17 protein-coding genes and 1 pseudogene are annotated in these 15,771 nt (G+C 66.5%); 6 read left to right on the plus strand and 12 right to left on the minus strand.

Features of this window, described 5'->3' with window-relative positions; translation table 11 throughout:
* Positions 1 to 221 (plus strand): DUF3297 family protein (locus AC1RVW_RS12805; protein ID WP_493200278.1); only part of this gene is annotated, 221 nt, incomplete at its 5' end.
* Positions 222 to 245: 24 nt separating this feature from the next.
* Here the strand turns inward: AC1RVW_RS12805 and AC1RVW_RS12810 are convergent.
* Complete coding sequence (locus tag AC1RVW_RS12810) at positions 246 to 1,112, minus strand: DUF2272 domain-containing protein (RefSeq protein WP_493200280.1); 867 nt, start codon at positions 1,110 to 1,112, stop codon at positions 246 to 248.
* Between the two features lie 435 nt (positions 1,113 to 1,547).
* Between AC1RVW_RS12810 and AC1RVW_RS12815 the strand changes: the two genes are divergently transcribed.
* Positions 1,548 to 2,354, plus strand: coding sequence for a hypothetical protein (locus AC1RVW_RS12815; RefSeq protein ID WP_493200282.1), 807 nt, complete (start codon positions 1,548 to 1,550; stop codon positions 2,352 to 2,354).
* A 155-nt stretch (positions 2,355 to 2,509) separates the two neighbouring features.
* On the opposite strand, the gene AC1RVW_RS12820 is transcribed toward AC1RVW_RS12815, so the two are convergent.
* The 3 genes from AC1RVW_RS12820 to AC1RVW_RS12830 all read right to left on the minus strand — a co-directional run bounded on the left by AC1RVW_RS12820 (position 2,510) and on the right by AC1RVW_RS12830 (position 4,427).
* Positions 2,510 to 3,010 carry a DUF4760 domain-containing protein gene (locus tag AC1RVW_RS12820; RefSeq protein ID WP_493200284.1) on the minus strand — a complete coding sequence of 167 codons (501 nt, stop codon included), beginning with the start codon at positions 3,008 to 3,010 and terminating at the stop codon, positions 2,510 to 2,512.
* Positions 3,011 to 3,448: 438 nt separating this feature from the next.
* The gene (locus tag AC1RVW_RS12825; RefSeq protein ID WP_493200286.1) at positions 3,449 to 4,012 is read right to left on the minus strand and encodes a hypothetical protein; all 564 of its coding nucleotides are present in this window, start codon (positions 4,010 to 4,012) and stop codon (positions 3,449 to 3,451) included.
* Between the two features lie 154 nt (positions 4,013 to 4,166).
* Positions 4,167 to 4,427, minus strand: coding sequence for a hypothetical protein (locus AC1RVW_RS12830; protein WP_493200288.1), 261 nt, complete (start codon positions 4,425 to 4,427; stop codon positions 4,167 to 4,169).
* Between the two features lie 448 nt (positions 4,428 to 4,875).
* Between AC1RVW_RS12830 and bla the strand changes: the two genes are divergently transcribed.
* Together bla and AC1RVW_RS12840 are read left to right on the plus strand one after the other, a co-directional pair.
* Positions 4,876 to 5,763, plus strand: coding sequence for a class A beta-lactamase (gene bla, locus AC1RVW_RS12835; protein ID WP_081266697.1), 888 nt, complete (start codon positions 4,876 to 4,878; stop codon positions 5,761 to 5,763).
* Between the two features lie 202 nt (positions 5,764 to 5,965).
* Positions 5,966 to 6,283, plus strand: a complete 318-nt coding sequence (locus tag AC1RVW_RS12840; RefSeq protein ID WP_106934915.1) for a hypothetical protein — start codon at positions 5,966 to 5,968, stop codon at positions 6,281 to 6,283.
* A 10-nt stretch (positions 6,284 to 6,293) separates the two neighbouring features.
* On the opposite strand, the gene AC1RVW_RS12845 is transcribed toward AC1RVW_RS12840, so the two are convergent.
* From AC1RVW_RS12845 to AC1RVW_RS12865, 5 genes and pseudogenes are all read right to left on the minus strand, one after another.
* Positions 6,294 to 7,151, minus strand: a complete 858-nt coding sequence (locus AC1RVW_RS12845; protein WP_199851931.1) for an amidohydrolase family protein — start codon at positions 7,149 to 7,151, stop codon at positions 6,294 to 6,296.
* Between the two features lie 47 nt (positions 7,152 to 7,198).
* Positions 7,199 to 7,822: a PAQR family membrane homeostasis protein TrhA gene (trhA, locus tag AC1RVW_RS12850; protein WP_493200291.1), complete on the minus strand. Its 624-nt coding sequence runs from the start codon at positions 7,820 to 7,822 to the stop codon at positions 7,199 to 7,201.
* Between the two features lie 37 nt (positions 7,823 to 7,859).
* Positions 7,860 to 9,269 carry a glycerophosphodiester phosphodiesterase family protein gene (locus AC1RVW_RS12855; RefSeq protein ID WP_493200293.1) on the minus strand — a complete coding sequence of 470 codons (1,410 nt, stop codon included), beginning with the start codon at positions 9,267 to 9,269 and terminating at the stop codon, positions 7,860 to 7,862.
* 137 nt (positions 9,270 to 9,406) lie between these two features.
* Entirely contained in the window at positions 9,407 to 10,177 is a 771-nt protein-coding gene (locus AC1RVW_RS12860) for a class I SAM-dependent methyltransferase (protein WP_493200295.1), read from the minus strand.
* A 5-nt stretch (positions 10,178 to 10,182) separates the two neighbouring features.
* Positions 10,183 to 10,323: pseudogene (locus tag AC1RVW_RS12865) on the minus strand (O-acetyl-ADP-ribose deacetylase); the annotation flags it as partial.
* A gap of 177 nt (positions 10,324 to 10,500) precedes the next feature.
* On the opposite strand from AC1RVW_RS12865, the gene AC1RVW_RS12870 reads away from it, so the two are divergent.
* On the plus strand, positions 10,501 to 11,496 hold the full coding sequence (locus AC1RVW_RS12870; RefSeq protein WP_493200297.1) for a sialic acid TRAP transporter substrate-binding protein SiaP: 996 nt from the start codon (positions 10,501 to 10,503) through the stop codon (positions 11,494 to 11,496).
* Positions 11,497 to 11,502: 6 nt separating this feature from the next.
* Here the strand turns inward: AC1RVW_RS12870 and AC1RVW_RS12875 are convergent, their stop codons facing one another.
* The 3 genes from AC1RVW_RS12875 to AC1RVW_RS12885 form a co-directional block, all read right to left on the minus strand.
* Positions 11,503 to 12,927: a GTPase/DUF3482 domain-containing protein gene (locus AC1RVW_RS12875; RefSeq protein WP_493200299.1), complete on the minus strand. Its 1,425-nt coding sequence runs from the start codon at positions 12,925 to 12,927 to the stop codon at positions 11,503 to 11,505.
* Positions 12,924 to 14,327, minus strand: coding sequence for a DUF2868 domain-containing protein (locus tag AC1RVW_RS12880; protein WP_493200301.1), 1,404 nt, complete (start codon positions 14,325 to 14,327; stop codon positions 12,924 to 12,926). The genes AC1RVW_RS12875 and AC1RVW_RS12880 overlap by 4 nt, the downstream gene beginning before the upstream one ends.
* A gap of 346 nt (positions 14,328 to 14,673) precedes the next feature.
* Complete coding sequence (locus AC1RVW_RS12885) at positions 14,674 to 15,255, minus strand: TetR/AcrR family transcriptional regulator (RefSeq protein WP_493200303.1); 582 nt, start codon at positions 15,253 to 15,255, stop codon at positions 14,674 to 14,676.
* A gap of 83 nt (positions 15,256 to 15,338) precedes the next feature.
* Between AC1RVW_RS12885 and AC1RVW_RS12890 the strand changes: the two genes are divergently transcribed.
* Positions 15,339 to 15,770, plus strand: coding sequence for a VOC family protein (locus tag AC1RVW_RS12890; RefSeq protein WP_081266706.1), 432 nt, complete (start codon positions 15,339 to 15,341; stop codon positions 15,768 to 15,770).
* Position 15,771: the final 1 nt, after the last annotated feature.

Consider the following 15,771-nt stretch of genomic DNA (forward strand, 5'->3'; position numbering starts at 1 on the left):
TTCCCGACCACCTGTCTTCCGACCCGCGCAGCCCCCACCACCTGGCGGCCGCCTTCGAAGGCGACATCGGCATCCGCTTCAACGGCAAGGAGCGCCTCGACGTCGAGGAATACTGCATCAGCGAAGGCTGGATCAAGGTTCCCGCCGGCAAGACGCTTGATCGCAAGGGCAAGCCCCTGCTGCTCAAGCTCAAGGGCAAGGTCGAGGCGTACTACAAGTAAGCGGCGCGCTTTTTTGTTTCTCGATCAGCGCCACTGCAGCAGCAGCGACCACGGCTGCCGGCTCATGTGGCGGTCGATGCACCCCGCCGCGCCGGGCGTGCATCCCTCGGGCAGGTAGCTCGGGTCCAGCCAGCGCGTGCCCGGCGCAAAGTCCAGCCGGCGCTGCGTGACCGACTGCAGCACGTTGCCGCCAATCGTGTCGAAGCCCGTCGCATCGACGGCCACCACCACATCGCAATGCATCGGCAGCGCATCGCCGCCGGTGGGCCGCGTTGCCAGCACCTCGCCGATCTTGTCGAAAGTGTCCAGGTCCGCGCCCGCGCCGCGCGCCTGGCAGACCAGATCGCCCACGCGAGGCGGCGTGCGCGTCAGGTCGCAGGCACGCAGGGCGTAGCGCGTCGGGCGCCCGGCCTGCTCCTCGATGCCTGCCTGCCACGCGGCACCCGCGTAGTCCACGTGCGCTTCGGAGAAGACGAACTCGTCTCCCGCCAACCCCGCCTGCCGCGCGAGCCAGCTGATGAAGGCCGCCGACCACGGCGTGTCGATCACCGCGACCCGCTTCAATGCGACATCTACCGCGCGCAGCTCCGGCGAGTCCAGCCCCTCGTCGGGCCCCACGCCCATGCCCTGGAGGCGCGCGGCCGAAGCCTCGTTCAGCGACTGCATCAGCAACTGCCGGTAGGCCGGCCGCAGCCCGCCGTAGCGCACTCGCGAAGGCAACAGCGGATCGACCGCCTGCCAGTAGCCGACCACCCGCTCCCAGGGCGCAAGGCCCGGCACCGTGCGGCGCGTGTCCTCGGCTTCGGAGTCGCCGTCCGTCGTCATGCGGCCCTCGGCATCCATCGTCTGCCCGCCGAAGGCTTCGTGCTCCTGCGTGGCGAAGGTGGCCATGGCGAGGGCGCGTGCGGGGGAGGGGGATTGGAGGGCGGTGTCGAGGCAGCCTGGGGCGGCGAGTGCCGGCGCGCAGGCGCTGGCGAGGCACAGGGCGGCCAGGGCTGACTTGGCTTGGTGCGGGAGAGAAGAGGGGGAGGCGTTCTGTCGCGGCATGTGGTCGGGGAGCATAGCCCGGTGTGTCGCGCAGGGGGTGCAGGCAGAACTCGGATACCGGTGCTGGTTTTTTTCCTGCGGCAATCGCTGGCTGACACTCTGCTTGGTGAGGGGGCCTGTGCTGGCGGATGTTGTGGCGAAGAATTGATGGTGCGGGCGGCGGCGGCGGCGGAGGTGGCGGGCTTTGGTGCTTCAGGGCAGCTTTGCAGCGGTTGCGGCCTTTATCGAAACTGAACTGAATGGCTGAGATCGCCGCCAGTTGCGGTCGCTCGCGCTTGCTTGACCAACGCATCGACGTCCTCGCTCGCAACGGCCTTTTGCCTGATGAAGTGGTCAAGCCGTCAATGGCAAAGAGCGAAGCACACGGTGCTACGCTTACTCATGCCCTACTGCCCTAGCAACTGCATCGATATGCCAGCAAGCTTCCCTTGCAGCGAATACTCCCTTTGGCGTTCGGCTGCCAGCAAACTTGTTGCAGCAGTTCCTGTTGGCGATCCGGCGTGGGAACATCTGGCTGCGTCAAATCTGACGGGAAGGCGATTCCGGCAGGCCCTGGAATATTGGGATGAGCTCAAAACCTTCGTGATGCATACGAAGAACGGTGGTTCACACCAAGAACAGTACGAGACGGACAAGCAGATGTTCGGTCTACTGACGGCCGTGGTCTCCTGCATCGAAAGCACGATCTATTCAATCGCCGCTGTTGCCAGCTTGCCCTCAGTAGCTGGAATACCCTTTGACCTCAAGGCGCAGAAGAGCGGCTCAGACCCGACGTGGCTTGCACAGAAGCTTGCTACCAATCCCAAGGCTACACAGCTTTGCATCGAGCTAACCAAGCTGGCGGCTGCTCCCGAATGGCAGTTCTTCATGACTTTTCGGAATCGTGTGAGTCATCGATCTAACCTGTCCCGCGTCGGATATGCAACGTCTGCCGGCAATGCCTTGCCACCTCCAGATGACTTCCGTTTCAGTGCGACGACGAACACGCCGGACACCACCAAGACGATTGCCGATTTCGATGCCCACCTCGATTGGCTGGCTGTGACTGTAAAAGCGCTGATGGTTGGCGCGCATACATTGCTATAGCGACGGCGCCGTGGCCATGTGTGCAACCCGATCGCGACATCAGCACTAGGAGGCAGAATGAGGCCAAGCAGTGGACCTTCATTGCATAGTCGGTTTTAGCCACCGGGTTAGACCCTAGTTTGGAGGAGGTTGTACGGCGCTGGGGGCCCGGGCCGCTACTGCTGACGGGGGGGTGCTGCAGGCCGCACACCAAGCTCTCGTTCTATCCGCGGCCTCCATTTGTTGTGTAGATTGCAGTAGTGCTCTAGGGTCGTCTTGTCTTTCGCTCGTACCCGTTCGATCCACTTGGAAACGTTTGGCTCATACAGGGGGGAATAGAAATATTTCCACCAGTAGTTGTAGATTAGCTCCCCATCAAACGCCCGCTTCTTGATCAACAGCGCCACGGTGTCCAGCATGCCGAACAGCGCGCTCGCTGCTTCGTCAGCCTCCGCACCTGGAGGCATGGTTTGCAGGGCTTTCCATTCAGCGCTCAAGTCTTTCGTCTTCTTCTCCAAGAATCCAATCGTCTCCCGATGGCGTGCGATTCGACCGTCGACTCGTGCCTTAATGAGGAATGTGATGAAAGCAACTATGAGGGCACCAAAGGCGATCCAGTCTCGAGCCTCCATTTTCGCAACGGCGTTCAAAATCTTGGCCGCTTGCTCGGAAGTCATGGCGGGTTCCATACGATTCCTTAAGTTTTTTTGTCAATGAGTGGTGTTCTGTACCGATTGCTCAGCTTGTCTTGGCATACGTGTCAGCCCAGGCAGCTTGCCACGAGTGACTCGAAGCTGAGTTGATGACTAGCTTTGGCCACCATGCCCAACGACCAATCGCTCGCTTTCTGGAGCACGAACAGGAGACTCCGCTTGTCGGAAGACGATGCGCGCAACCAAAGCCGATAAATAGCGGGATGAACCACCGGGATCACTTAGTGGCCGCTTTAGCGGGGCTCATGTTTCGCGATGGAGATCCCCGCTGAATATCTGTTCATAGTCGCAGCAGTCGTCCATTTCTGGATCTGCGCCCGGCAGCTTTCCAGCCTAAGCTGACTTCGCGCCGGACCTTCATACGATGCAAACACACTGCGGTTTTGGATATTCATAAGGCTCCTAACCATATCTCCGCACCAGCACTTGCAACCGCTCTCTAGCTGGCGCTTTCAACTGTTCAGATTTCGCCATTTCATTGGCCTTCGCAATCAAGCTGCTCTTTCTCGCAGCCTGATTCGCCAGCTTCGCCGGCAGCAGACTCAGCATTGCGAGTTGCACCCCAATCGTCTCGACGTACTCGTCCTGGTACCACTTACCCTGGCTCTTCTCATAAGCCTGTTCATACCGTTGCAGCATCGGTGGCAGCGTTTGCAGAATTTCGCTCGTGATGCGTTCATTGCCGGGGCCGCCGTTGGCGAGCGCGTAGAACACCATTGCGGCGTTGTCGGCGTTCAGCGAGGTGTCTACGCTGCGGCCGCCTTCGTCGCGCAGCCACAGGGGCTCGTCGGGGTATGCGATCTGGCGTTGTTCGGCGGCGCGCAATGCGTACACGTATTGCGTGAGAAGGCTCGAGCTTTGCACCGCGGGGTAAGGCAAGGTCGTTCTGACAACGCTGCTGCATGCAGCTGTAAACACGAGTGCGCTGAGTGCGAGAGCGAGGCGGGGTCGAATGAACGATTGCATTCGGCCAGTGTAAATTTCAGTTACCTGAATAACATCCCATATTCAGGCCAGGCGCCCGGTGGAAACACTTAACTGTTTCCAGTGATCGAGTTGCCCGGCGCGCACTGGCGCCGGGCTTTCTGCGGCCATTGCCGCGTCAGCGCAAAAAAAGTCCTCAGCGCCCCGCGAGCCGCGCAGCCTCGCTGCGCTGATGCAACTCTTGGGTCTCCAGCGCCAGGTCAGCCACGAGCCACAGCACGTTGTCCAGGTGTTGCGGGCCTGCGCCGTCGTGCCAGTCGATGCCGCCGCCGTAGCAGATCCATGTCAGCGATCTCAGTTGCGCCAGCTTGTTTTCCAGAAGGTCGCTGGGCTCTTGCGCATTGACGTTGGGGGAGGGTGCCGGCGCGGGGCGCCGGGCTATATTCGGTCCAGCCATTTGGTGTGCTCTCCTTTAAAGATGGGCACGTCGCTTGGTTAGACGGCTGAGGTGTTACCGCACCTTGGCCGTCGCCTTTTGTTCGTTACTTGCTTGCTTGCGTGTTCGTCGATGCGGCGGGTCGGGTGATGCCTTTCATGCCCCCATGGCGGGGTGTTTGGTGACAGGGGCATCCACTCTAGAGAAGAGCGGGGCGGCCTGGCCTGAGGGCGCGCCACTGAGCCTCGATTCGCGCCAACAAATGCAGCTTTTGGCAATTACGTGATCTGCGCGATTTGCGCGCCACGGCGCCATGCGACCAAGGGCGCCGCTCGGCCGAAGCGAGTTACAGCCGATACACCGGAGACGCAGAACCGAGGCGGCGCGCTGGAGCGCCGGGCATCGCGCTCCTACGATTGCCGGCGTGCCATCCAACCCACTCCACTCGCCGAAAGAAAGCAAAGAAGAAATGAACTCACCCGTCCAGCGCCGCACCCTGTTGCTCGCCGCCTCCGTGCTGCCGCTCGCCTCCGCCTGCACCGCATGGTCGCAAAAGGGGCCGCAGGCTTCCGCCGAGGCCCAGCTCGCCGAACTCGAACGCTCCTGTGGCGGGCGCCTTGGGGTGGTGGCTTTCAACACGGACAGCGGCGCGCGCCTGCAGCACCGGGCGCATGAACGCTTTCCGTTCTGCAGCACTTTCAAGCTGATGCTGGCGGCCACGGTGCTGGAGCGCAGCGCCAAAGACCCGAGCCTGCTGGCGCGTCGCATCAGCTACGGCAAGGCCGACATCATTCCCAACTCGCCCGTCACCGAAAAGCACGTGTCCGACGGCATGACAGTGGCCGCGTTGTGCGCCGCCACCATTCAGTACAGCGACAACGCAGCCGCCAACCTGCTGATGAAGATGCTGGGCGGCCCGGCCGACGTGACCGCCTTCGCGCGCACCATCGGCGACCAGGTCTTCAGGCTCGACCGTTGGGAGACCGAGCTCAACACCGCCATTCCCGGCGACCTGCGCGACACCACCACGCCCGCGGCCATGGCCGACAGCGTGCAGCGGCTGGTGCTGGGCGATGCGCTGGCTGGCGCGCAACGCAGCCAGTTGCAGACCTGGCTGCTGGGCAACACGACAAGCGCCGAACGCTTCATGGCCGCCGTGCCGCCGGGCTGGAAGGTGGGCGACAAGACGGGTGCGGGCTCCTACGGCACCAACAACGACGTCGGCGTGATGTGGCCGCCAGCCGGCGCGCCGCTGGTGGTCGCGGTCTACCTGACCTTCCCCGACAAGGATGCGAAGAACCGCAACGACGTGGTGGCCGCCGCGGCGCGCATCGCCGTCAACACGCTCGGGGGCTGAGCTGCTCTGAAAGTGCACGAAAGCCGCCGAAAGCAGTCGGCATTGACTCCATTCCTACTACTGCCGAGCCGCTACTCGATTAGCATCGAAAGATCATTTCATTTCGACGCACAAGCATTCGGCAACGATAAAAAGGAGCGGTCAGCGTGGACAAGTCATACGGGACAGTGGGTAACGGCGCGCCCTGCGCGGGCACGGCGCAATGAGCGCCAGGTACTCGACCGCGCCGCCGCCCTATTCCGTGCATCTCGATGGCGACGGTGTCACGCTGCGCGACACCATGGTGGTGCGGCAGGTCTTCCTGAGGTTGATAGAAGACGCGCTCGGGTCGCCGGAGCGCGTGGTCGCCTGCTTTCGTGCGTGGTCGAAGGAGACGGCGCCGAGCGGCGAACTGCTCAACGACCATGAACTGGCCGACGCCCGCGCCTGGCGCCAGAGCTGCGAACAGGCCACCGCCAAGGCGAAGGCGATGCTGTCGTCGCCGAACACGGTCGAATTCGTGTTCGAGCTGGCCTGCTGAGGCCCCGGCCTCACGCCGGGCCGGTGCCGCTTCCTTCGCCGAATCCGAACAGCCGCATCGGCGTGTCGAAGAGGATCGCGCGGCGGTCTGCCTCCGAAGGCACGCTGCGCGCGAGCACGCCCAGCAGCGTGCCGTAGTCCAGCCGCCGGGTGGCGCGGATGTTCGGCCAGTCTGAACCCCACAGGCAGTTGGCGGGCCCGAAGGCGGACAGCAGCGCGTCGGTGAAGGGCCGGGCATCCGCGAAGGGCAGCGCCTCGCGCGAGAACTTGTCGTAGCCCGACAGCTTGACGGCGCAGCGCCCGCTGTCGGCCATGCGCAGCAGTGCGTCGAAACCGGGGCTCGCGAGGCCGCGCGAGAGGTCGGGGCGGCCGTGGTGGTCGACCACGATCTGCGCGCCGCAGCCCAGCAGGCGCGGCGCCAGGCCTGCCATCTGGTCGTCCTGCACCTGGACCTGCACGCACATGCCCAGTGCGGCGATGCGTTCCCACAGCGCATCGGCTTGCGCATAGTGGGCAAGGCCCAGCAGCGCCATGTTGAAAGCGATGCCGACCACGCCCTGCGCCTGCAGGTCCTGCAACTGCGAGGCCGATGCGTCGTTGTCCACCACGGCAATGCCCTTGAAGCGATCGCCGCCGCGCCGGATGGCGTCGAGCATGCAGCGGTTGTCGGTCCCGTAGCCCGAGTTCGGGCCGACCAGCAGCGCATGCGACACGCCGTAGGCCGACATCACCTGCATGAAGTAATCGGCGGTGGCGATCTCGCCGCCCGAAGGCGCGTAGAAAACGCCCGGCGCGTACGCGAAGGATTCGGGGTCGAAGATGTGGCAGTGGCAGTCGATCTTCGGGGCGGAAAAAATAGAAGCGTCCATGGGGTGCCGAGTGTGGCATTGCCACGCGGCGGCCGGCACTGCCCCGGCTACAGCACGAACCAGCCGACCGCGATGTAGTGGCTGGTCGTGCCCGCCAGCACGAACAGGTGCCAGGCGCCGTGCGCGTGTCGGAAGCCCTGCCGGTTGCGGTAGAAGATGGTGCCCACGGTGTAGAGCACGCCGCCGATCAGCAGCCAGGCCAGCCCGGCACCGTCGAGCCGCGCGGCCAGCGGCACGGCTGCCAGCACGCCGAGCCACCCCATGCCGATGTACAGCGGCAGCGAGGGCTCGGCCGAAGCGCCGGGCTTCGGCGGCCGCAGCTCGCGCCAGATGCCGAACAGCGCCACGCCCCAGATCGCCGAGAGCAGCAGCCAGCCCCATTTGCCATGCAGCGTGACGAGCGCGAAGGGCGTGTAGGTGCCGGCGATCAGCAGGTAGATCGCGCAGTGGTCGGCCCGCTCCCACATGCGCTTGAGGCGGCCGCGCGTGCTGTGGAAGAGCGTGGAGGCCGCGTACAGCGCCACGGCCGAGAGCGAGAACACCAGCGCCCCCGCAATGCGCGCGGGGTCGCCGGTGGGCACGGTCTTGGCGAGCAGCAGCGCGGTGGCCGGCAGCGCCAGCAGCAGGCCCAGCAGGTGGCTGTATCCGTTGAGTCGTTCGCCCGGGTACATGGTGCCGTTCAGCCGGTTGCCCGCGCCGCGCCGCGCATCAGCGGCCCGTTTCCTTCAGGTAGTTCTTGCGCGCCGCGACGGCCGTGTTCGCGAAGTCCGAGAACACGCCGTCGATGCCGGCGCGGAAGTACGCCAGGTATTCGGCCGTCGGGTCGCCCTTGTAGATGCCGGCCAGGTACCTGGCTTCGTTGCGGAAGGTGTAGCTGTGCACGAACAGGCCGGCCTTGTGCGCATCGGCGATCAGGCTGGTGGGCTTGACGGTGTTCACGTCGGCCATGCCCTTGTTGGCCGCGACGAAGGGCACGATGGTGTGCGCCATGACCTGCGGCTTCCACGGGCCGATGCCGTCGGCGTAGGTCTTGATCTCGGCCAGGCCCGCGGGCGTGAGCATTTCGCCGAAGAACTTCGGGTTGCCGGCCAGCGTCCAGCTGTAGGGGCGGCCGTCGACGAAGGTGTATTCGTCGTTGGTCACGTAGATCATCGCGCCGGTCTTGTAGTCGACGTCGTTGCCGTCCACCAGCTGCACCGCGCGCGCCTTCAGGCCGGCCGAGCGCAGGTATTTCAGGCTCTCGGGCTCGAAGCTCTGCACGAAGATCGGCGCGTCCTTCCGGTTCAGGTCGTTGAAGTTCATGACCTTCAGCAGCGCATCTTCCAGCGGATGGCTGCCGGCCGGGCCGCAGCCGTTGGCAATGGCCTGCGCGTTGTTCCAGATCGGGTTCTTGGTTTCCGGATACACGGAGAACGTGCGGCCGGTGGCGGCGCCCTTGGCCTTGGCGATGTCGATCAGCTCCTGGAAGCTGATGATCGGCAGCTTGCCGTTGAGGTCGGTGGGGCGCTCGTCCCTGGCGTCGTAGGTGGTGCCGCGGATCCACTGGCGCAGCTCGTCCATGGTGAAGTCGGAGATGGACCAGTCGTCCTTGTGTTCCTGGCCGTCGACGACGAGCGACTTCAGCACGGACTTCGGATCGTTCGGGTCGGTCAGGTCGCTCAGGTACTGCGCGGGGCCGTTTTCCGGGGTGGCCGGATATTTCACGTTGACGAGCACGCCCGGCACGGTGCGCTTGCGGGCTGCGACAGCGCTGTTGGTCTTGGCCACCTCCGCGATGTTGGTGTTGTCGCTGAGCCAGGGGTTGTGGCGCGCGACCAGCACGCAGTCCTTGGTGAGGTGCAGGTCGGTCTCGAGCGAATCGGCGCCGGCATCGGCCGCGGCTTCGTAGGCGGTCCTGGTTTCTTCCGGGAACAGGCCCGGCAGGCCGCGGTGAGCAATGACGAGCGGCACCGAGCCGTCGAGCGTGCCCAGTGCCGCCGGGGGCGGGGGCGCGGGTGGTGCCGGTGCTGGGGCCGGAGCCGGCGCGGGCGGAAAAGCCGGAATCGAGGGGCCACCGCCCCCGCCGCCGCACGCGGCAATCATGAGGCCGCCTGCAACGGCCACCAAGGCAGCGCGCATGGGGCGGGGGGCGGGTGCGGGCACATTTTTTGTCATTGGGTTCCGGCGTCCGTTGCAAGTGGATTGAAAGCTGGCGGATGCTAGGTTTGGCCCATGACGCTACGGTGACCGGCAACCTCCAGGCGATCAGTCCACTTTCAGGGCCGCGTGCCCACCAGCACGGGCTGGAAGAACGCGTCGTCGATGCGCCGCACGTTTTCCAGGCCCGCCTCGCGCATCAGCTCGCACAGCCGCGTGGTCGACACGGCGTAGTAGCGCGAGCGCATCACGCGCGTGCTCACGGCGTGCGTGGCCAGGTCTTCGGTGACGAAGAAGAAGCCCAGGTCGTAGTGCTCGCCCTTGCCGCCGTCCGTGAAGTCCCACACCTGGAACAGCACGTGGCGCAGGCCGTTCTCCACGCGCGCGCCGTAGTGCTTCACGAGGTTGCTGCCGCGCTCTTCCTTTGCGTAGTCGCGCACGCTCACCACGCAGCCGCCGCCCGGGCGCAGGCATGCGGCCATCTGGCGGAAGGTGGCCAGCAGGTCTTCGTCGGTCTGCAGGTGCGGCATGGAGTTGTCGCAGGACATTACGATGTCGAAGCCGCCGCCGTGGTGCGTGTGCGCCTCGCGCATGTCGCAGACCGAGAAGGCCACATCGAGGCCGCGCGCCTGGGCCTCGTGCCGCGCGCGTTCGATCTCCTGGGGCGACAGGTCCGATGCCGTCAGCGCGTGGCCCAGCGCAGCGAGCCCGAGTGTCTGCGTGCCGATGCCGCAGGACACGTCGAGCACCCTGCGCCGCGCGTTGCCGCCGGGCCACTCGGTATCGATCAGCTGCGCGAGCTTGTCGCCCTGCGCGCGGATGCTCTCGTTCCAGTCGGGATAGATCAGGTGGTAGAGCGGGGCGAGTTCGTCGTAGAAGTCGTTGGTCATGCCAGTGCCGCCTCGTAGACCGCGAGGTCGCTCGTCACCCCGCCGCCGCCGAGCAGCGAAGAGTTGGCGGCATTGACGATGGCGTCGACCTGCAGGGTTGTGATGTCGGCGCGAAGGGCGCGAAGGGTGCGAAGCGCGTCGGTCATGGCGTGTTCCTTTCTGGTGCAAGCCCGACGATAGCGCCGCGCGAACCCCAGCAACCCCCAGTCGGGCAAACCCGCTCCCGGTGGCTGCCGCGACTCCTTACGATCCGCTCGCCGGCCCTGCAGCAGTGGCGTCGATCTTGCATGGGGCCGGATTGTTCTCAACCCGAGGGAGACTCGATGAAAAGCTTCTTGCCGTGGCGCCGCGCCGCATTCGCGCTGGCGGCGCTGGGCTGCGCAATGGCCGCGCAGGCGCAGCAGGTGCTGCAGTTCAAGTGGGGCCATGTCTACGAGCCCACCAGCATCTTCCATCAGCAGGCCGAACTGGCGGCGCGCAAGATCGCGGAGCAGTCCGACGGCAAGATCAGGATCGAGGTGGTGCCTGCGTCGAAGATGGGGCAGGAGGCCGACTTTCCGCTGATGCTGGCGAACGACGCGATGCAGATCGCCTACGTCGGCGACGCCACGCTGGCCGAAGGCTATCCGCCGCTGAGCCTGGGCAGCTACCCCTTCGCCTTCAAGGATCTCGACCACATGCGCAAGTACCTGGCGAGCCCGTTGCTGGCCGATTTGATGAAGGGCTACAACGAGAAGAGCGGCAACCGCATGGTGGCCACGGTGTATTACGGCGCGCGGCAGGTCACGTCGGCCCGGCCGCTGGCAAGGCCCGAGGACTTCCGCGACCTCCGGCTGTATGTGCCTGCCGCCGCCTCGTACCAGCTCTTTGCCACCGCGCTCGATGCCAAGCCGGTCACGCTGCCTTTCATGAGCCTCTACGGTGCGCTCAAGAAGGGCGAGGTCGAGGCGCAGGAAAACCCGCTGGGCATCGTCAGGTCGAAGAAGCTCTATGAAGTGCAGAAGTATGTGCAGCTCACCGCACACGTCTATGACACGCTGGGCATCGTGATCGGCAAGGCGGCATGGGCCAGGCTTGCGCCGCCGCAGCAGGCGATGGTCGAGAAGGTGCTCGTGGAGACCGCGAAGTGGACCAACGTCGGCGTGATCGCCGGTGAGCTGGAAGACGAGCAGTTCCTGCGCGGCAAGGGCATGACGGTGACGCCGGTCAATCGCCAGTCGTTCCTCGAACGCATCGCGAAGCGTGCGACGCCGGAACAGCAGGGCGCGCGGCCGGGCGACTACGCCAAGCTGCAGGCACTGGCGGCTGGCGCGAACTGAGACCGCTCAGGGCTGCTCGAAGGCCTGCAGCAGCTGGCTCGACAAGTCGGCGACCAGGGCCTCGCGCTGCGGCGACGGTCGCCAGAAGGCGCGGCTCGTCACGCCGGTCGCTTCCCAGTCGGGGTGGTTGCGCGCGGGCTGCGCGGCGCGCACGGCCGCGGCGGCGGCCTTGGTGGGGGCATCGCCGTCGGCCGGTGCTTCGGCTGCGATGCGTTGCGTGGCCGCATTGCCGCGCACCTCGAGCGCCTGCGCGAGCTTGAGCTGCCAAGCGACCAGCGCGAACAGCACGCCGTCTTCGACCGTCAGCTCATGCACGTCGCGCAGCTTGTTGGCGATCTTGCGGCCCAGCGGGCCCCAGCCCTGCGACACCGCGCCACCGATGGCGCCACCCAGCGCAGCGCCCGCACCCAGCGATATGCCGGCCACGGCCAGGTCGGCCACCACGCCCACGGCGGCGCCGATGACCGCGCCCTTGCCCAGGCGCAGGCCGGCGTCCTTCATGGCTTCGGGGCTGAAGAAATCGAGCGTCCAGCGGCCTTCGATGATCGGCAGCGGTGCTTCGTCGGCGTCGCCCTGGCGAAAGCCGTAGAGCGCGAGCAGGTCGTCGGTGCAACGCTGGGCCTTGTCGAACACGGTCTTCCGCAGCGCCGCGACCAGCGTCTGCCGGCGCGCGGCATCGGCGAACTCGGTCGCCTGCACCGTGCGGCGCACCGCGGCGGCATCGACCAGCAGCGCGGCGATGCGCGTGCAGGCCGAGCGGCGGCGCCCGGCGGCTTCGGCCTGCAGCGAATCGACCACGCCGCGCAGCAGCTCGCGGCGGTCGCGCAGCAGGGTGGCGAGGTCGTTGTACAGGTCCTGCTCGGCACCGACGAACGGCGCTGCCGCGTCGAAGCGCACCTGCACATGCAGGCCGTAGGCCGACAGCAGCTCTTTCCAGGCCGCCTCGCGGCTGGCGGCGTCGCGCACGAAGTTCAGCACCGGCAGCACCGGGCGCGCACAGGCGTTGAGCAGTTCGATCTCGTCGCGGAACTTGGGCAGCACCGGTTCGCGCACGTCGATGACGAGGAAGGCCGCGTCGATGTCGAGCATGGTGCGCAGCACCTTGGCCTCCTGCTCGAACACGCCGTGTGCCTCCGGGCCTTGCAGGAACTGGCGGATGCGCTCGGGCGGCGTGGCCTGCGGGTCGAAGCGCGCGAGGTGCTCGCGCAGCGCGACGGCGTCTTCCAGGCCCGGCGTGTCGAAGAAGCGCACGGCGGTTTCGTCTTCCACCTCGAGGTCGGCCGACTCGACGTGGCGCGTGGTGCCGGGGCGCTGCGACACCTCGCCGAAGTCGATGCGCCGTGTGAGCGTGCGCAGCAGCGAGGTCTTGCCCGCGTTGGTGTGGCCGACGACCGCGATGCGGACGGGCTGTGGTTGTTGCTGCTGCGTCATGGAGCGGTGGCCTCGTTCGGCCGCAGCGCGATGTCGATGCGCTCGCTGGCCGCGATGCTTTCCAGGCCGCTGTCGCGCAGCCAGTCGAGCCAGCGTTGCGTGGCGGTGGCATCGGCCGGGCCCGCGAGCCACAGGCGGCATTCGCCGCAATGCGCCAGCACTTCGCGCAGGAAGCGGTCGGTGCCGCGGTCGGGGCTCGATGCGGCATTGCAGGCCAGCAGCACGGTGCGCGGGCGGGCATGCGCGAGCCGGTCGAGCAGCGTTCGGCGTGCCGGGGCGCTGCCGTCGATGCGCTCCATGTGCATGGCCGCATCAGGCGGAATGGTCGCGGGAGGCCAGGGCATGTCGGGCGGCAGCTCGAAGCCGATGACGAAGAGGCCGTCGCGCAGGTCCGATGCGGGCAGCCCGGCAGGCGCGCCGGTGCGCGTGCGGCCGGGGTCGGCATCGACGATGGCGGCGGGCGCCAGCGCGGCGAAGCGCGCGAGCAGCTTGCGGAAGTAGGGCTCGTGCCAGTCGGGCTGCAGCGCCTTGCGTCGGCGCTTCCAGACGGCGGCGCTCAACAGCACCAGCGCGAGGCGCGGCAGCAGGCCATAGACCGTGATGCAGCCGGTGAGCCACAGCGCCCAGGTGCGCTGGCCCGCCGCCGCGGGCGTGGAGGCCAGCACCGTGGCCGCATCCGGCACAGGAAAGCCGATCTGCGCCGGCGCCCAGCCCAGCAGCTGCACGGCCCGCACGAAGAAGGCGGGGTCGAGGATCGTCGTTTCCCAGCTCAGCGTGTAGCTGCGGAAGGCGAGTGCGAACAGCATCGACGCCAGCACCACCGCGAACGACAGTGACCAGATGCCGTGGCTCACGAGCCCGAAGGCCCAGGGCAGCAGCCTGGCGCGCGTCAGCAGCCCGGTGATCGAGCGCAGCAGCACCGGCGCCTGCCCGCGCTTGCCGCCGGCCACGCGCGCGCTGAGCGACAGCCAGATCCAGCCGAGCGATGCGGTGCCGAAGGTGCCCGGCGGTAACGGGAGCCCCGCCAGCCACAGCAGCAGCGTGAGCGCATGCAGGCCCAGCAGGCTCACGAGCGCGACGATCACGTTGATGTGGCGCTCGCCGCCGCCGACCACGTTGCCCGCAAGGCCGAGGCCGGCCATCACGATGAGTGCCACGAGCGCCGTCAGCACCCAGGGCGCCCATTGGCGGGCGCGCGAAAGTTCATGCTGCAGGCCTATGCGTTCGCCGAGGTGGCGGGCGCGTTCGGTGATCTGCGCGTGGGCGTCTGTCTTGCGCGAGGCGATGGCGGTGCGCATGGCCTGCGCGTCGTCGAGCGGACCATTCTGTTCGACCCACCGGATCGCCTCGGTGATCACCGCATCTGTGATGTCAGGTTCGCGCAGCGCGGTGTTGGTCAACAGGGTCCCTTCGCAAGTGAGGCCCCGCACGGTGCCGGGGCGCGCGAATTATGCCCGGCGCGCCGCGGGCTCCCAATGAGAAACGGGGCCGCGAGCGGCCCCGTTCTGCAGGTGTCGGAGTAGGGGGCGTGCCCGGTCTCAGCGAAGGCCGAAGAACGAGAGCACTGCAACCACGACCACGACCAGACCGACGATGTAAATGATGGAATTCACGCGAGACTCCGTTGTTGATGACGACGATGTCAGCATCGCGCTGCACAGGGTGCGCGAATGTCGGCGGCAGGCGGCGTGTGATGTAGGACTTGCGAAGTGACAAGCCGCACCGCCTGCAGCCCTGATAGCGCGCTCAGCGCTTCCTGTCGGGCCCCAGCGCCTGCTCGACCAGCCAGCGCATCGCCGCGCGAACCTCTTTCGCGTCGGCGCCGGCATCGATCTCCAGCGCGGCGCGGTCGAAGGCGGCCGACAGCAGCTGCGAAAGCGCATCGACCGAGACTTCGCCGCGCCCCATGCCGGCGCGCGTCAGGCCCTGGCGCAGCGAGTGCGCCGCGTTGGCATCGTCGATCGCCATGATTTCCGCCATGCCCAGCACCGCAGGGCCGTCGACCAGCAGCAGCCGCGTGCGGCCCGGCACCGTCATGGCGTTCAGGTAGGCCTCGCTGCCTTGGAGCAGGGCTTCATGCGGGCTCAGCCGCTCGGGCGTGGCGGCTTCGATGTCGGCCGCGACGGCCATCGCCTCGCGCGCCAGCACTTGCCGGAACAGGTCGCGCTTGTCCGCGAAGTGGTGGTACAGCGCGCCCCGGGTAATGCCGGCCGCGAGGGCGATTTCGGGGGTGGAGGTATCGCCGTAGCCTTTGCTGACGAAAAGCGCGCGTGCGGCTTCGAGCAGGGCGAGCTGGGTGCTTTCGGTGCGTTCGCGGTTGGTGGCCATGCGGGGTAATTTACATGCAGGCTGTCTGTAGGTTAGTATTTAACGTACGTACAGCCTGTATGTTTTATGAAGGAGCCGATTCCATGAAAGTCACGAGCTACTACCCCGTCGTCATGACCGAAGACGTGGCGGGCACCGCCGCCTTCTACCGGTCGCACTTCGGCTTCGTGCCGCTCTTTTCCAGCGACTGGTATGTGCATCTGCAGTTGGAGGGCCAACCTTCGGTGAACCTCGCGGTGCTGGACGGGCGCCACGAGACCATTCCGGAACCGGCGCGCGGGCAGGTGGCGGGCGGCCTGCTGCTGAACTTCGAGGTGGAGGATGCCGATGCGGTGCACGACCGGCTGAAGGCCGCGGGCCTGCCGATTCTTCTTCCGCTGCGCGACGAGGCCTTCGGCCAGCGTCACTTCATCACCCGCGACCCGAACGGCGTGCTGATCGACGTCATCAAGCCGATCCCGCCGTCAGGGGAGTTCGTTGCGCAGTACGAGGCGGGGGCGCTGCCGGCCGCCTGAA

It is taken from the genome of Variovorax sp. MPBD4-3, assembly GCF_058809745.1.

Bases quoted from the DNA above. Each gene is read 5' to 3' on its own strand.
- AC1RVW_RS12875 (WP_493200299.1), bottom strand. From the start codon at position 12,927: ATGACGCAGCAGCAACAACCACAGCCCGTCCGCATCGCGGTCGTCGGC.
- AC1RVW_RS12855 (WP_493200293.1), bottom strand. From the start codon at position 9,269: ATGCGCGCTGCCTTGGTGGCCGTTGCAGGCGGCCTCATGATTGCCGCG.
- AC1RVW_RS12845 (WP_199851931.1), bottom strand. From the start codon at position 7,151: ATGGACGCTTCTATTTTTTCCGCCCCGAAGATCGACTGCCACTGCCAC.
- AC1RVW_RS12860 (WP_493200295.1), bottom strand. From the start codon at position 10,177: ATGACCAACGACTTCTACGACGAACTCGCCCCGCTCTACCACCTGATC.
- AC1RVW_RS12820 (WP_493200284.1), bottom strand. From the start codon at position 3,010: ATGACTTCCGAGCAAGCGGCCAAGATTTTGAACGCCGTTGCGAAAATG.
- AC1RVW_RS12885 (WP_493200303.1), bottom strand. From the start codon at position 15,255: ATGGCCACCAACCGCGAACGCACCGAAAGCACCCAGCTCGCCCTGCTC.
- AC1RVW_RS12810 (WP_493200280.1), bottom strand. From the start codon at position 1,112: ATGGCCACCTTCGCCACGCAGGAGCACGAAGCCTTCGGCGGGCAGACG.
- bla (WP_081266697.1), top strand. From the start codon at position 4,876: ATGAACTCACCCGTCCAGCGCCGCACCCTGTTGCTCGCCGCCTCCGTG.
- trhA (WP_493200291.1), bottom strand. From the start codon at position 7,822: ATGTACCCGGGCGAACGACTCAACGGATACAGCCACCTGCTGGGCCTG.
- AC1RVW_RS12870 (WP_493200297.1), top strand. From the start codon at position 10,501: ATGAAAAGCTTCTTGCCGTGGCGCCGCGCCGCATTCGCGCTGGCGGCG.
- AC1RVW_RS12825 (WP_493200286.1), bottom strand. From the start codon at position 4,012: ATGCAATCGTTCATTCGACCCCGCCTCGCTCTCGCACTCAGCGCACTC.
- AC1RVW_RS12890 (WP_081266706.1), top strand. From the start codon at position 15,339: ATGAAAGTCACGAGCTACTACCCCGTCGTCATGACCGAAGACGTGGCG.
- AC1RVW_RS12830 (WP_493200288.1), bottom strand. From the start codon at position 4,427: ATGGCTGGACCGAATATAGCCCGGCGCCCCGCGCCGGCACCCTCCCCC.
- AC1RVW_RS12840 (WP_106934915.1), top strand. From the start codon at position 5,966: ATGAGCGCCAGGTACTCGACCGCGCCGCCGCCCTATTCCGTGCATCTC.